Origin of the sequence: Caenispirillum salinarum, from assembly GCF_044803115.1 — a bacterium.
GTDB classification, from domain to species: domain Bacteria; phylum Pseudomonadota; class Alphaproteobacteria; order Rhodospirillales; family Rhodospirillaceae; genus Caenispirillum; species Caenispirillum salinarum_A.
Window position 1 is genome coordinate 2,212,975 of the sequence record NZ_CP085224.1, and the last position, 13,778, is coordinate 2,226,752.

The following is a 13,778-nucleotide window of genomic DNA, read 5'->3' on the forward strand; positions in this document are numbered from 1 at the left end:
TGGAAGGGGATTGGGCAGGCCGGCGATGCTACTCCATCCAGTCCGGCGTTGGCAGCCCCTTCTCCCGCAGGAAAGCCGGATTGAACATCTTGCTCTGATAGCGCTGTCCGCCGTCGCACAGGATGGTGACGACGGTCGAGCCTTCCGGAAGCGTTTCCGCCACGCGCATGGCGGCGGCGACATTGATGCCCGACGAGCCGCCCAGCACCAGGCCTTCCTCCTTCACCAGGTCGAAAACGATCTTGAGCGCCGCCACGTCGTCGATCTGCACGGCGTCGTCCAGTTCCGCCCCTTCCAGGTTGGCGGTGACGCGGCCCTGGCCGATGCCTTCGGTGATCGACGTGCCCTCGGCCTTCAACTCGCCCGTGGTCTTCCAGGAGAACAGCGCGGAGCCCATGGGGTCGGCGAGCACGATCTTCACCGCCGGGTTCTTCTCCTTCAGCGCGCGGGACACACCCGCCAGCGTGCCGCCGGTGCCCGTCGCACAGGTGAAGGCGTCGACGCGGCCGTCCGTCTGTGTCCAGATTTCCTGGCCGGTGGTGGCGTAGTGGCCGTCGCGGTTGGCGGTGTTGTCGAACTGGTTGGCCCAGACCGCGCCCGTTTCCTCGGCGATGCGGCGGGAGACGTGGACATAGTTGCCGGGGTCCTTGTAGGGCACGGCCGGCACCAGCCGCAGGTCCGCGCCCACCAGCCGCAGGGTGTCCTTCTTTTCCTGGCTCTGGGTCTCGGGCATGACGATGATGGTCTTGTAGCCCAGTGCATTGCCCACCAGCGCCAGGCCGATCCCCGTGTTGCCGGCGGTGCCCTCGACGATGGTGCCGCCGGGCCTGAGCACGCCGCGTGCCTCGGCGTCGCGGATGATGGCAAGCGCGGCGCGGTCCTTGACACTGCCGCCGGGGTTCAGAAACTCCGCCTTGCCCAGGATGGTACGGCCGGTCAGGGCGCTCGCCTTTTCCAGCTTGATGAGCGGCGTGTTGCCGATGGTGCCGACGAACCCGTCTCGCACGTCCCCATTTCTCGCGTTCATCGTGTGAAATCCCGTAAATGAACAGTTTCCATAAGGGTGATGCCGCCGGACCGTTTGGTCAAGAGGGCGTCAGCCGCTCCACCGTTGCCGCACCTCGTCGTGGTTCATCACCAGCCATTGCGCGGCGATGAGGGTCATGGCGTTGTGAATTTCCATGCGCCTGACCATGGCCTCAAGCTCCGCATAGGGCAGGACGGACACCAGGATGTCCTCGCCCTCGTGCGCCAGACCCTTGACCTTGCCGCCCGCACCCGTGGTGTCCACGCGCCCGCAGAACACCGACACGGTCTCCGACGATCCGCCGGGGGAGGACAGGTAGTCGGCGATGGGGATCATGTCGGTGACGGTCAGTCCCGCCTCTTCCTCGGTCTCCCGCCGGGCGACGTCTTCGGCCGTCTCGCCGGCCTCTATGATCCCGGCGACCGTCTCCAACTCCCAGGCCGGCAGGCCGGCGGCGTGGGCGCCGATGCGGAACTGTTCCACCAGCACCACCTCGTCGCGCACCGGATCATAGGGCAACACGGCGGAGGCGTGGCCGCGCTCGAACAATTCGCGCACCAGGGGCTTGCTCATGCCGCCGTCGTGCAGGCTGTGGGAGACGGTGTAGCGCTCGATGCGGAAATACCCGTCGTAAGCGATCTCGTGGTCGTGAACTTCCACCCGGCGGCCGGACATGGCAGGCTCCTTGCGCGTTGATATCGTGGTTCGAAAAGCGTCGCGGCACCCACCTGCAAACGCAAGAGGAGACGGTTATGCCCACCAGCGAAAAGATGAGCTTCAAGAGCCGTGACGGCCACACCCTCGACGCCCGCCTGGACCTGCCCGAGGGTGAGGCGCGGGCCTGGACGCTGTTCGCCCACTGCTTTACGTGCTCCAAGGACGTCTTCGCCGCCTCCCGCATCTCCCGCGCCCTGGCCGCGCGCGGCGTCGGCGTGCTGCGCTTCGACTTCACCGGGCTGGGCGCCAGCGAGGGGGAGTTCGAGAACACCGACTTCACCTCCAACGTCGCCGACCTGGAAGCCGCCTGCGAGCACATGGCCGACCAGGGGCGCCCGGTCTCCCTGCTGGTCGGTCATTCGCTGGGCGGCGCGGCGGTCCTGGCGGCGGCGCCCAGGGTGGAGGGCGTGCGCGCGGTGACCACCATAAACGCCCCCTGCGGGCCGGGCCACCTGTCGCACCTGTTCACCGGCCGCGAGGACGAAATCCGCGACAACGGCGAGGCCGAGGTGGACATCGGCGGGCGGCCCTTCACCATCACGCGGGACTTCCTGGACGACATCGAGGAACACAAGCTGCTGGACGGCCTCGCCCACATGAAGAAGGCGCTGCTGATCTTCCACGCCCCGCGCGACGAGACGGTGGGCATCGACAACGCCACCCGCATCTTCACCAGCGCCAAGCACCCGAAAAGCTTCGTCAGTCTGGACGACGCGGACCACCTGCTGACCCGGCGCGAGGATGCGGTCTACGTGGCCGACGTCATCGCCGCCTGGGCCGGGCGCTATATCTCGGAACACCAGGAGCAGCGCGACGAACCGCGGGCGGAACGCGACAAGCCCGTCGGCCCGCGCAACGTGATCGTGGAGGAAACCGGGCGCGGCAAGTTCCAGCAGGCCATCCAGGTCGGCCCGAGCCACCACTTGGTCGCCGACGAGCCGGTGACGGTGGGCGGCAACGACTCCGGCCCCGGCCCCTACGACTTCCTGCTGGCGGGGCTGGGGGCCTGCACGTCCATGACCATCCGCCTCTACGCCGCCCACAAGAAGATCCCACTGGAGCGGGTTTCCGTACGCCTGGCCCATGAGAAGAAGCACGTGGAGGACTGCGAGACGTGCGACGAGAACGGCGGCAAGCTAGACCACATCGAGCGTTGGGTGCTGCTGGAGGGCGACCTTGACGAGCAGACCCGCAACCGCCTGCTGGAGATCGCCGACCGCTGCCCCGTGCACCGCACCCTGCACGAGGAAATCCGCATCTCGACGCACTTCGAGGAGCCGTGAGGGGCGGCGGATTAGCGTCGACCTCTTAGGGTGAACCACCAAGACACCAAGACACCAAGACAGCGCGCGAAGGCGCGCCTTCATCCCCACGATGAGGCTGCGCCTGGTCTTCGATCTATAAAGAATAGGGAATCGAGGGAGCGCGAGGGAGCCCGTGGCTCCCTCGCATTCACTTCCGGCGCAGCCGGAAAGCCGTCGGGATATCAGAACCCGATGTACGCGCCTACCCCGCCGATCACCAGCGCCGCCGCCCCCATCGCGAGCGTCACCCACTGCCAGGCCAGCACCGCGCCAAGCGCCCGTTCCGCCCCGGGCACGTCGGCCGATTCCTCGGCCAGTTCAAAGCGTTTGAGGGGGCGGAAGTAGGTCCAGATCAGCACACCGGTCATCAGCAGGCCCAGGCCCGCCATCAGGTGCACATGCATCCCGGCGACAGCAAAGCCGCCGTACAGGCTGAAGGTCAGGCCGAAGCCCGTCACCAGGGCCAGCGCGGCACTCACCCACGACACTGTGAAGGCGCGCGGCAGGATGCGCGCCCAGAGCGTCATGCGCTCCGCCGGCTCGACGGCCAGAAGGGCGGGGCGCAACACCACCAGAAGCAGGAACAGCCCGCCCGTCCAGGCGGCGACGGACAGCACGTGCAGCGCGATGGCGACCTGATGCATGGCGGCGCTACTTGCCCTTCTTGGCGATGGCCGTCACCTCGTCGGCCAGCGCCCGGATTTCCTGCGCCGCGAGGCTGCGGTTGGAGGTTTCCACCACCCCAAGCCCGTCCATCATGGACGACGCGAAGGCCAGCCGGTTGCCCAGCCGCGCGGCGGTGACCTCCAGCTCCATCGCCTGAATTTCCTCCAGCACCTGATCTACCAGCTTGCCGCGCGGCGGGATGCGATTGAGGACCACGCGGGCCGGCGTCTTTTCCTTGCGGGCGACGTCCAGCGTCGGCTTGGTGGCCCACAGGTCCATGGGGCTGGGCTGGACGGGCACCAGGATCACGTCGGCGGCGCGGATGGCGGCCTTGGCCTCGGTCTCGGCGTGCGGGGGGCTGTCGACGATGACGTAATCCGCCCCGTCGCGAAGCTTGTCCAGTTCCGTGGAAAGCCGCCAGCCGGCCACGCCCGAAAGGCGGATGCCGCCGCCGTCGTCGCCCAGGCGCCCGCACCGCGCGGCGTGCCAGGCGGACAGCGAGCCCTGCGGGTCGATGTCCACCAGCGCGACCGCCTTCTTGCCGCCCTTGGACAGCGCGACGGCGAGCTGCGCGGCGACGGTGGTCTTACCGGCGCCGCCCTTCTGCTGGGCGATGGTGATGACCTTGGCGGCCATGGTTGGCGTCCCCCGAGTTCGAGCCGTTTGCGTTCAAGACGCCTGGAAGGCTAGAGGACGCGCCTGGATTTGCAAGAGCTTATACCGGGCGACACACGAAGTCGTACACTCGTCGCCCGGCAGGGCCGGGGTCCTGACGAACGCGAAGCGGACACTGGCCGCCGCGCCTTATGGCGCGTGTCAAGTGGCAGGCACCGCATCCGCATGGCCGGCGCGCGCCGCATGGGCGGCGGTGGCCTGGTCCATGGTGTTGCGGTGCTGGAGGAACCAGTCGGGCAGGCGTTCGGCCACATAGGCGCGGACGAAGGCGATGTTGCCGCGTTCCAGGTGTTCGGCGAAATGCGCCACCTCGCCCAGAACGCGCGCGTGCTCGCCCTTGTGGATGGTGGTGGCGAAGAAGCCGGTGGCGTCCATCAGTGCCTCTTCCCGCGCGAAGTGCGCACGCGCGTGCTCGGCCAGCGCATTGAACGCGGCCGGAAAGTCGGCGTCCGATGCGGCCCTGGCGGTGTTCAGAAGCGTGATGAAGTCTTCATGGTCAGCGTCGATGAAGTCCACCCCGACGCACAGGTCTTCGGTCCATTGCATGATCTGTCCCCCTTCGGCGGATCGTGCGGACCGTTTCCATCCCTGGCGCGGCGCGTCTGAGGCGCCGTCATGCGATAATGTGCATCCAATATGCATCTTTGTCGAGTGAAAAAGGCCCGATGCCTTGCATGGACATCGGGCCTTTCTTCAGGGTGTCGGGGAAAGGTCAGAACGCCGGGACCACCGCCCCCTCAAAGCGGTCCAGGATGAACTGGCGCACGGTGTCGGTATGGTAGGCCTCCACCAGGGTCTTGGCCCAGGGCGCGTCCAGGTTCTCGCCCTGCACCACGACGATGTTGGCGTAGGGGCTGTCGGCCGACTCGATGGCGACGGCGTCCTCCAGCGGGTTCAATCCGGCTTCCAGCGCGTAGTTGGTGTTGATGGCCGCTGCGGCCACGTCGGGCAGCACGCGGGGAAGCTGGGCGGCGTCCACTTCGGTGAACTTCAGCGCCTTGGGGTTCTCGGCAATGTCGAGCGGGCTGGGCGTCAGGCCGACGCCGTCGGCCAGGTCGATCACGCCCTCGCGCTCCAGCAGCAGCAGCGCCCGGCCGCCGTTGGTGGGGTCGTTGGGAATGGCGACCTGGGCGCCCTCGGGCAGGTCGGCGAGGCTCTGATAGTCCTCGGAGTAGATGCCCATGGGCTCGACGAAATTCTTGGCGATGGTGCGCAGGTCGAAGCCGCGGTCCTTGACCTGCTGGTCCAGGTAGGGCTGGTGCTGGAAGCTGTTGGCGTCCAGGTCGCCGTCGGCCAGCGCCGTGTTCGGCAGGACGTAGTCGGTGAAGGGCACGATCTCGATGGTCAGGCCCTTTTCGGCCGCCACGTCGCGCACGACCTCCATCACCTCTTCATGGGTGCCGGGGGTAACGCCGATGCGGATGCTGGTCTTGTCGTCCTGCGCAGTCGCCGGACCGGCGAGCGTGACGGCGCCCAGCGCGACGGCGGCCAGCAGAGGGCGGAGGCGGGGAAGGGTGAAGGTCATTGAAACGGTCTCCTGGTCCGAAAACAAAAACGCCGCCACAGCCAAGAGGCCGGGCGGTCATCGTCGGAAGACCGTCTTCGGCTTTAGCTGCATTTGTTGAGCGCCCGCAATCTGAAGATCAAATCGGCGCTGCTGCCGTGGCGGCAGGGACTGAAGCCATACCCGGCCCCGCCCGCGGAGGCCAGTATTTTACGTGCATATCTGGCATGATGGGAATGCAAAACACGGCGCCCGCTTGTGAAAAGGCGGGCGCCGTGTTCAAAGGCGCGGCTCAGGCGGCCCTCTTGCCGCCCCGCGACAGCGCGACCAGGCCCTGGACCGCGTAGGCCAGGATGGTCGTGCCCACCAGCCCGATGCCCCAGATGATGCCGATCAGCAGCCAGTCCACTGGCCCGCCGGCGTCGGTGAAGCCCGACACGGTGACCCAGGCCATGACGACCAGCGCCATGAAGCCGCCGGCTACGCCGATCAGTTCCGAGCGCACCAGCCGGCCGCCCTTCAGCCCGCCCTCGCGCACCAGCACGAAGAGGAAGGCGGCGATACCGGCCACGGCCAGCAGCACCAGCACCCACAGCAGCGGCCCCATCATCTCCTGGAAGACCGACAGCAGGGTCGCCAAGTCGAGATCCTTCATGGTTTCGTCCTCCGGGTCAGGCGCGGCCGCGCAGCATGGACAGGTAGGTGGGCTTGAGCGCCATGGTCTTCATCACCCAGGTGATCCACAGCTCTTCCAGCGGCGCGATGACGCCGGGGAACGAGGGGGTCAGGTTGTTCTGGTAGTCGAATTCCACCAGCATGGCGCGGCCCAGCCGGGTGATGAGCGGGCACGAGGTATAGCCGTCGTAGACACTGTCGGAGGTGGTGCCGGCGATGGTCGCCACCAGATGGTCGACGGCGACGGGCACCTGCCACTTCACGCTGGCGGCCGTCTTGCCCTTGGGCACGCCGGCAATGTCGCCGACGCCGAACACGTTGTCATAACGCGCGTGGCGCAGCGTCGCCTTGTCCACCTCCATCCAGCCGTCGTGGGCCCACACGCCGGTCTGCCACGCCAGCGGGCTGTAGCGGACCGGGTCGGGCGCGCGCATGGGCGGGATGACGTTGACGAAGTCGTATCCGATCTCCTCCGTCCCGCCGTCGGGGGTGGAGAAGATGCCGACCTTGCGGCCCAGGTCGATGCCCGTCATCACCCGGTCATGAATGGTGTTCACGCCGCGCTCCCGGTAGAGCATGCGGACCTTCTCGTTGACGATGGGCACGCTGAACAGGGTCTGGTTGTGGGCGGCGTAGACCAGTTCCGCCTTGCCGCGGTTGCCGCGCTTGCGCAGGGTGTCGTCGGTGATGAAGGTGTACTTCAGCGGCGCGCCGGCGCACTTCATCTCGGTCGCAGGGCGCAGGAACAGGCCCCGGCCGCCCTCGTCGGCGAAGCGCGACATGGCCTGCCAGGTGGCGGCGGCGGCCTGCGGCGAGTGGTAGACGCTGCCCAGGCCGTCCTGGCCGATGCGGTCCGTCTCCATGCCCTCGATCGCGGCATAGTCCAGCACCATGCCGGTGGTGACCACGAGGAAATCGTAGGCGATGGACCGGCCGCTTTCGGTGGTGACGGTGTTGCCGTCGGGGTCGAACTCGGCCACGCGCTCCTCCACCAGATCGATGCCCTGGGGCAGGTAATCGGCGGTGGACGAGGTGACGTAGCCCTGCGGCTTGAGCCCGGCGGCGACCAGCGTGAAGCCCGGCTGGTAGTAGTGGGCCTTGCGGGCGTCGATGATGGTGATCTTGGCGCCGTCCAGCCGCTCCGCCAGGCGTGCGGCAACGGACAGGCCGGCGGCCCCGGCCCCGGCGATGACGATATGGGCGCCCGTCTTCACGGCCTGGGCGCGGGCTTCCGGCACGGCGGCGGGCAGGGCGGCCAGGGCAGCCCCGGCGGCGCCCAGCTTCAGAAGGTCGCGGCGGTTCAGCGCGGGCGGGTCGTCGTGGCCCCGGCCGCGCCCATGGACGATCTTGCTCATGCGGCGTCTTTTCCTCTCTGAACGCTCCCCTGGTATAAGAAAAATATAAATAAGAAATGTCTAATAGACAACCGCCTTCGCGGCCTCTATGGCGGAAGCGCAGGGAGGTGCCGCATTTCCTGGCCCATAGGGCGAGGGGGGCGTCAACTGTGGTCCACATTCCCCATGCCGTCGGGGAATCGGCCCACGCGGTCGGCGCGGCTGGGGGTGAGGGCGAGGCCGGAGCCCTCGCGGCCCTCTTGCGTCAGCAGGGCCAGCTTGCCGGTCATGTCGGTCAGCGTGTCGACGACCACATGCTGCACGAGGCCGTCCTTCTGAAAGCGGCCGTGGGCATAGAGCAACCGCCCGCGCAGCACGGCCTGGCGGTGTTTCTCGAAGACCTCAGACCGCACGATCAGGTTGGCGACGCCGTGTTCGTCCTCCAGCGTGATGAAGATGACGCCCTTCGCCGTACCCGGCCGCTGACGACACACCGCCAGCCCCGCCACCAGCACCTTCTTGCCGTCCGTCCAGCCCTGAAGACGGCGGGTCGACACCGCCCCGTCGCGGTCCAGGTCGCGGCGCAGCAGGGCGAGCGGGTGCTTGCGCAAGGTGAGGCGCAGGGACTGGTAATCTTCCACCACATGCTCGCCGGGTTGCAGGTCGGGCAGGAAGACGGCGGGCTCCTGGCCGTTCTCCCGTGCATCCGCCACGGCGAACAGGGGCAGGGGTGCTGCCTTCAGGCGGCCGACCGCCCACAGCGCATCCCGCCGCGCCAGCCCCAGGCCGGCGAAGGCATCGGCGTGGGCCAGTTTCTCCAGCGTGTCGGCGGAGGCCTGCGCGCGGCTCCACACGTCCTCGGCGTCGGCATAGCCCTTGAAGGGCCGCAGCGCCACGATGCGGTCGCATTCAAGCGCCGAGACCGTGCCGCTCAACTCCTTGATCTGGCGGAAGCCCAGTCGCAGGGCCACGTCGCGCTTGCCGCCGGGACGGGTGAAGACCTCCAGCGTGTTGTCGAAGCGGCTGCGGTTGACGTCCACGGGGCGCACCTCCACCCCGTGCCGCCGGGCGTCCTGCACGATCTGGTCGGCGGAGTAGAAGCCCATGGGCTGGCTGTTGAGCAGCGCGCAGGCGAACGCCGCCGGATGGTGGCGCTTGAGCCACGCCGAGACGTAGACCAGCAGCGCGAAGCTGGCCGAGTGGCTTTCGGGGAAGCCGTATTCGCCGAATCCCTCGATCTGACGGAAGCAGCTTTCCGCGAAATCAGGGGTGTAGCCGTTGCGGATCATCCCCCGGATGAACTTTTCCCGGAAGGTGTGGATGGTGCCCGACCGGCGGAAGGCGGCCATGGCGCGGCGCAGGTTGTCGGCCTCGGCGGCCGTGAACCCCGCGCCGTCGATGGCGATCTTCATGGCCTGTTCCTGGAACAGCGGCACGCCCAGCGTCTTCTCCAGCGTCTTGCGCAGGGCACCCGACGGATAGGTCACCCGCTCCAGCCCCTGGCGGCGGCGCAGGTAGGGGTGGACCATGTCGCCCTGGATGGGGCCGGGGCGGACGATGGCGACCTCGATCACCAGGTCATAGAAGCAGCGCGGCTGAAGGCGCGGCAGCATGGCCATCTGGGCGCGGCTTTCCACCTGGAAGACGCCGAGACTGTCGCCCTGGCACAGCATGTCGTAGGTGGCCGTGTCCTCGGGCGGGACGGTGGCGAGCGAAAGGTCCGGCCCGCCGGTCTCGCGCAGCAGGTCGAAGGCCTTGCGCACGCAGGTGAGCATGCCCAGCGCCAGGACGTCGATCTTCAGCATTCCAAGGGCGTCCAGGTCGTCCTTGTCCCACTGGATGACGGTGCGGTCCTCCATGGCGGCGTTCTCGATGGGCACCACCTCCGACAACGGCCCGCGCGTCAGCACGAAGCCGCCCACGTGCTGCGACAGGTGGCGGGGGAAGCCGCGCAGCTCGTCGGCCAGCGCCAGCGCGAGCGCCAGGCGTGGTTCCTCCGGGTCCAGGCCCGCCTGGCGGACGTGATCGTGCTCCACGGGGCTGGACGACGACCCCCAGACCGTGCCCGCCAGCGCCGAGACGGCATCCTGCGACAGCCCGAGCGCCTTGCCGACATCGCGGATGGCCGATCGCGTGCGGTAGGTGATGACGGTCGCGGCAAGCCCGGCGCGATGGCGGCCGTATTTCTCGTAGATGTACTGGATGACCTCTTCGCGGCGCTCGTGCTCGAAGTCCACGTCGATGTCGGGCGGCTCGTCGCGGGCCGCCGAGATGAACCGCTCGAACAGCAGGTCCACCTTGGACGGGTCCACCGCCGTGATGCCGAGCGAGTAGCACACCGCCGAATTGGCCGCCGACCCGCGCCCCTGGCAGAGGATGCCGCGCGAGCGGGCGAAGCGCACGATATCGTGGACGGTGAGGAAGTACGGCGCGTAGTCCAGGCTCTCGATGACGCGCAACTCGGTCTCGATGGTCGCCCGCACGGTCTCCGGCAGCCCCTCCGGCCAGCGCCAGGCCGCCCCCTCCCACGCCAGGCGCTCCAGTTCCGCTTGCGGGGTGGAGCCGGGCGGCGTGTCGTCGTCGGGGTATTCGTAGCGCAGTTCGGACAGGTCGAAGGTGCAGGCCTCCGCGATCGCCACCGACCGGGCCAGCGCGTCGGGATAGTCGGCGAACAGCGCCGCCATCTCCTCGGGCGCCTTCAGGTGGGCCTCGGCGTTGGCGGCCAGCCGCCAGCCGGCGGTATCGACGGTGACGTGGTCGCGGATGCAGGTCAGCACGTCCAGCAGGGGCCGCCGGCTCCGCGTGTGCATGCGCGCCGCATTGGTCGCCAGAAGAGGCACGCCGGCTGCCTGCGCCGCCGCATCCAGGGCGGCCAGCCGGCGGGCGTCACGGCCGTCCAGCCGGCACCGGGCGGCGAGGTGGCAGCGGCTGTCAAAGATGTCCGCCAGGGTCCTGAGGTCGTTCATGAATGCGGCTGTCGGCCCGCCCTCCGGCGGGATGACGGCGGCGATCATGCCTTCCGCATGGGTTTCCAGGTCGGCGCGGTAGAGCTCGCACTCCCCCTTGGGCGCGCGGCGGCGGCCGGTGGTGAGCAGGCTGCACAGCCGGCCATAGGCGGCGCGGTCAACGGGATAGACCAGCACGCTCGCGCAGTCCATCAGGTCCAGCCGGCAGCCGACCAGGGCGCGGATGCCGGTATTCTTCGCCGCCTCCCACGCGCGCACCACGCCGGCCAGGCTGTTGCGGTCGGTGATGGCGATGGCCGAAAGCCCCAGGGCGGCGGCCGCCGTCACCAGCTCGCCGGGATGCGAGGCGCCGTGCAGGAAGGAGAAATTGGTGGTGACGTCCAGCTCCGCGTAAGGAACGCGCTCCCCTTGCGCCGCCGAGCCCCAGACGGGCAGGGGCGCGGGCGTGGTGCCGCTCATGGAAACACCCCCTGCACGAACCAGTCCGCGCCCTTGCGGAAAAGCCACAGCCGGTGCCCGGCCTCGTCTTCCGCCCGCCAATAGTCGCGTACGACGGACGGCGCGGGGATGCCGCCGGGAGTGCGCCACCACTCCGGCCCGATGCGTTCCGGCCCTTCCGCCACGGCCAGCCGCCACGCCCGCCGGCGCCAGCGGAAGACGGCCGGCGGCGCGCCTTCGTGAGCGGCGGGCTCCACCGGCTCCAGCGGTTCCGGCCGCGGGAACAGGCGGGCCGGGCGGGGGCTGAGGGGCGGCCATCCCTGGGGCGCGTCGCCGCCGGAGGCCTCCACGGTGGTGACGGCGGCCTCGGGAATGTGGCTCTCGCGCGGGGCGGGGCGCAGCACGTTGGCCTCCCCCAGCCGCGTGCGCAGGCGGTCGAGCAGACGCGCGGTCTCCGCCGCCCGCTCGGCGGCGTCGGGGGCGGTGCCGGCGCCGCGGGTGAAGCCGGTCTGCTCGGCGCCCAAGGGGTCCAGCGCGGTGAGGGTCAGCGCCATGGACTCGATGCCGAAACCGGCGTCGATGTTGTCCAGCCCCTCCTTGAACAGCCGCGCCAGATGGGCCGGATCACGCGCGGGGCGGGAGGTGCCGGCGGTGCGGCGCAGCACCGTGCCGTCCACCCGGAACAGCTCCAGCAGCAGCCGCCGGGCGCCCAGTCCCTCGCGCTCCAGCCGGGGGTGATGGTCACGGCAGAGGGTGAGGGTGGCGGCCTCCACGTCGTCGGTGCGCGCAATGGGTTCGGCGAAGTGGATGCGGGCGCGCCAGGGCTCCACGGCTGCGCGCGGGGTGAATGGCTCCGGCGCGCGGCCCAGCGCCTGATCCAGCCGCTTGCCCACGTCGCGCCCCAGACGGGCGGCCAGCGGCGCGCGGGGCAGGGCGTCCAGGTCCGCCACCCGGCGCACGCCCAGGCGCTTGAGGCTTTCGACCACCGCCGGGGCTAAGCGCAGGGACCCGACCGGCAGGCCCATGAGCAACTGCCGCTGCGAGCCTTCCGGCAGCAGCGCGATGTCGTCGTCTTCGTCGCTGCCGGATGCCATGAACCGCGCGGCGGCCCAGGCGGCGCCCTTGGTGTCGGCCAGCCCGAGCCGCGCGGAAAAGCCGAAGCCCCGCAGGCGGTCCCGCAGGTCGCGCAGCATCGCCGCCTCGCCGCCGAACAGGTGGGCGCAGCCGGTGATGTCCAGGAACAGCCCCGCCCCGCCGCCGGGCGCGGGCCAGTCATCGACGGCGGTCCAGGGGGTGTAGCGCACGCACCATTCCGCCAGCGCCTCCAGCGCGCGGGCGTCGGCGGCAAGGTCGGCCTCGGCCACCACCAGCGCGGGGAAGACGGCGCGGGCGTCGGTCAGCGGCATGCCGGAAACGATGCCGGCGGCCTCCGCGCCCGCGTCGGCGGCATGGACGCGGCGGGTGTTGGCGGCCTCCACCGTCAGGGCGAAGGGTGGCGGCGGTGCGTTATCGTCAGGCGCGGCGGCGTTCCGGCGCGTCCAGCGATCGGTCGCGAAGCGGGGCAGCCATGCCGAGATCACCCGTCTCATCGTTCCACTCCAGCGTCCAATGGGCGGGCAGGCCGCCCCGGCAGCGCTCCAGCGTCACCGACCAGCGCGCCGGCCCGATCCCCGGCCACCCCACGGGCGCCGAGGCCGCCGGCACCACCCGCCAGCGCGTGGTGGCGGCGACCGATGTGGTCCCCGCCCCCTTTCCGCCGGGCGCCCGCCCACCCGCGGCAAGCAGGAACCCCGTCACCCCGCCCGCCTCGGCGGCCAGTTGCAGACGGCGGCCGGCGGTCAGGTCGGCGTCGCGGGCCTGGCCGACGACGGCGGCGAGCGCGGGGCAGCGCAAACCTTCCTCCATGGCCCAGAGCACTTCCGCGTCATCGGCGGCGCGGACAATCATCAGCCGGTCCGGCGGCAGCCCGAGCCGCGCGAGGCCCGGCGCATAGAGCGTGTCGTCCACCGATCCGCGCCGCACGCACCACAGCACGGCGGCCCCCTTCGACGCGGCCAGCCGGGCGGCGAGCAGGGCCGTGAACCCCAGCGCCGCCGCCGGCGCCGTGGCGGCCTCCGCCGGGTCTGTGGGATCGCCCACCACCTGATGCAGATGCGCCAGAGGCAACCCGCCCCACGGCAGCGCCCCGGCCACGGCGCTGAGCGCAGGCGGCAGGGGCAGCACCGCCCCATCCTCCCGCGCCCCGCCCTCGATGGCGCGAATGCGTCGCCGCAGCCGGTCCAGATGCCTCCGGTCGGACATGCCTTGATCCCCATGTGTTCTTATTGTGTTCTAGAATGGAGTGAGGGTGGAGTCAAGAGGACACCACTTCAGGGGCTGCCGCCATCGTGCGCTCCGCGCGCGTCCCGCGCGACAACCCCACTTGGGAGGCGCAGCCTCCCAAACCCTCCGGTTTCTTGCTGAGTGGGGGAG

Annotated in this window: 12 protein-coding genes; 1 reads left to right on the forward strand and 11 read right to left on the reverse strand. The window is 69.7% G+C overall.

All coding sequences use genetic code 11. The annotated features are described in order from the left end of the window. Positions 1 to 28 precede the first annotated feature (28 nt). Together LG334_RS10140 and LG334_RS10145 are read right to left on the reverse strand one after the other, a co-directional pair. Positions 29 to 1,027 (reverse strand): cysteine synthase A, encoded by a 999-nt coding sequence (locus LG334_RS10140; protein WP_404385735.1) that lies wholly within the window; start codon positions 1,025 to 1,027, stop codon positions 29 to 31. Positions 1,028 to 1,096: 69 nt separating this feature from the next. After that, positions 1,097 to 1,702 carry an NUDIX domain-containing protein gene (locus LG334_RS10145; RefSeq protein WP_404385737.1) on the reverse strand — a complete coding sequence of 202 codons (606 nt, stop codon included), beginning with the start codon at positions 1,700 to 1,702 and terminating at the stop codon, positions 1,097 to 1,099. A gap of 77 nt (positions 1,703 to 1,779) precedes the next feature. Here LG334_RS10145 and LG334_RS10150 point away from each other — a divergent pair, with 77 nt between their 5' ends. Further along, entirely contained in the window at positions 1,780 to 3,027 is a 1,248-nt protein-coding gene (locus LG334_RS10150; RefSeq protein ID WP_404385739.1) for an alpha/beta fold hydrolase, read from the forward strand. A gap of 203 nt (positions 3,028 to 3,230) precedes the next feature. Here the strand turns inward: LG334_RS10150 and LG334_RS10155 are convergent, their stop codons facing one another. The 9 genes from LG334_RS10155 to LG334_RS10195 form a co-directional block, all read right to left on the reverse strand. Continuing rightward, a complete protein-coding gene (locus LG334_RS10155) occupies positions 3,231 to 3,692 on the reverse strand; it encodes a hypothetical protein (protein WP_404385741.1) in 462 nt (153 codons plus the stop codon). Positions 3,693 to 3,699: 7 nt separating this feature from the next. Then, positions 3,700 to 4,350 carry a ParA family partition ATPase gene (gene parA / locus LG334_RS10160; protein ID WP_404385743.1) on the reverse strand — a complete coding sequence of 217 codons (651 nt, stop codon included), beginning with the start codon at positions 4,348 to 4,350 and terminating at the stop codon, positions 3,700 to 3,702. A 180-nt stretch (positions 4,351 to 4,530) separates the two neighbouring features. Continuing rightward, positions 4,531 to 4,935, reverse strand: a complete 405-nt coding sequence (locus tag LG334_RS10165) for a bacteriohemerythrin (RefSeq protein ID WP_404385745.1) — start codon at positions 4,933 to 4,935, stop codon at positions 4,531 to 4,533. Between the two features lie 166 nt (positions 4,936 to 5,101). After that, complete coding sequence (locus LG334_RS10170; RefSeq protein ID WP_404385747.1) at positions 5,102 to 5,914, reverse strand: MetQ/NlpA family ABC transporter substrate-binding protein; 813 nt, start codon at positions 5,912 to 5,914, stop codon at positions 5,102 to 5,104. A gap of 271 nt (positions 5,915 to 6,185) precedes the next feature. Further along, positions 6,186 to 6,548, reverse strand: a complete 363-nt coding sequence (locus tag LG334_RS10175) for a DUF5368 domain-containing protein (protein ID WP_404385749.1) — start codon at positions 6,546 to 6,548, stop codon at positions 6,186 to 6,188. A 16-nt stretch (positions 6,549 to 6,564) separates the two neighbouring features. Continuing rightward, positions 6,565 to 7,923: an NAD(P)/FAD-dependent oxidoreductase gene (locus LG334_RS10180; RefSeq protein ID WP_404385751.1), complete on the reverse strand. Its 1,359-nt coding sequence runs from the start codon at positions 7,921 to 7,923 to the stop codon at positions 6,565 to 6,567. Positions 7,924 to 8,066: 143 nt separating this feature from the next. Continuing rightward, entirely contained in the window at positions 8,067 to 11,327 is a 3,261-nt protein-coding gene (locus tag LG334_RS10185; RefSeq protein ID WP_404385753.1) for an error-prone DNA polymerase, read from the reverse strand. After that, the gene (locus LG334_RS10190; RefSeq protein WP_404385755.1) at positions 11,324 to 12,895 is read right to left on the reverse strand and encodes a Y-family DNA polymerase; all 1,572 of its coding nucleotides are present in this window, start codon (positions 12,893 to 12,895) and stop codon (positions 11,324 to 11,326) included. The genes LG334_RS10185 and LG334_RS10190 overlap by 4 nt, the downstream gene beginning before the upstream one ends. Then, entirely contained in the window at positions 12,819 to 13,607 is a 789-nt protein-coding gene (locus tag LG334_RS10195; protein ID WP_404385757.1) for an ImuA family protein, read from the reverse strand. The genes LG334_RS10190 and LG334_RS10195 overlap by 77 nt, the downstream gene beginning before the upstream one ends. Positions 13,608 to 13,778 lie beyond the last annotated feature (171 nt).

What these genes read in the sequence shown, in the direction of transcription:
- LG334_RS10190 (WP_404385755.1), bottom strand. Translation starts at nt 12,895, where the DNA reads ATGAGACGGGTGATCTCGGCATGGCTGCCCCGCTTCGCGACCGATCGC.
- LG334_RS10175 (WP_404385749.1), bottom strand. Translation starts at nt 6,548, where the DNA reads ATGAAGGATCTCGACTTGGCGACCCTGCTGTCGGTCTTCCAGGAGATG.
- LG334_RS10155 (WP_404385741.1), bottom strand. Translation starts at nt 3,692, where the DNA reads ATGCATCAGGTCGCCATCGCGCTGCACGTGCTGTCCGTCGCCGCCTGG.
- LG334_RS10170 (WP_404385747.1), bottom strand. Translation starts at nt 5,914, where the DNA reads ATGACCTTCACCCTTCCCCGCCTCCGCCCTCTGCTGGCCGCCGTCGCG.
- parA (WP_404385743.1), bottom strand. Translation starts at nt 4,350, where the DNA reads ATGGCCGCCAAGGTCATCACCATCGCCCAGCAGAAGGGCGGCGCCGGT.
- LG334_RS10150 (WP_404385739.1), top strand. Translation starts at nt 1,780, where the DNA reads ATGCCCACCAGCGAAAAGATGAGCTTCAAGAGCCGTGACGGCCACACC.
- LG334_RS10140 (WP_404385735.1), bottom strand. Translation starts at nt 1,027, where the DNA reads ATGAACGCGAGAAATGGGGACGTGCGAGACGGGTTCGTCGGCACCATC.
- LG334_RS10145 (WP_404385737.1), bottom strand. Translation starts at nt 1,702, where the DNA reads ATGTCCGGCCGCCGGGTGGAAGTTCACGACCACGAGATCGCTTACGAC.
- LG334_RS10185 (WP_404385753.1), bottom strand. Translation starts at nt 11,327, where the DNA reads ATGAGCGGCACCACGCCCGCGCCCCTGCCCGTCTGGGGCTCGGCGGCG.
- LG334_RS10195 (WP_404385757.1), bottom strand. Translation starts at nt 13,607, where the DNA reads ATGTCCGACCGGAGGCATCTGGACCGGCTGCGGCGACGCATTCGCGCC.
- LG334_RS10165 (WP_404385745.1), bottom strand. Translation starts at nt 4,935, where the DNA reads ATGCAATGGACCGAAGACCTGTGCGTCGGGGTGGACTTCATCGACGCT.
- LG334_RS10180 (WP_404385751.1), bottom strand. Translation starts at nt 7,923, where the DNA reads ATGAGCAAGATCGTCCATGGGCGCGGCCGGGGCCACGACGACCCGCCC.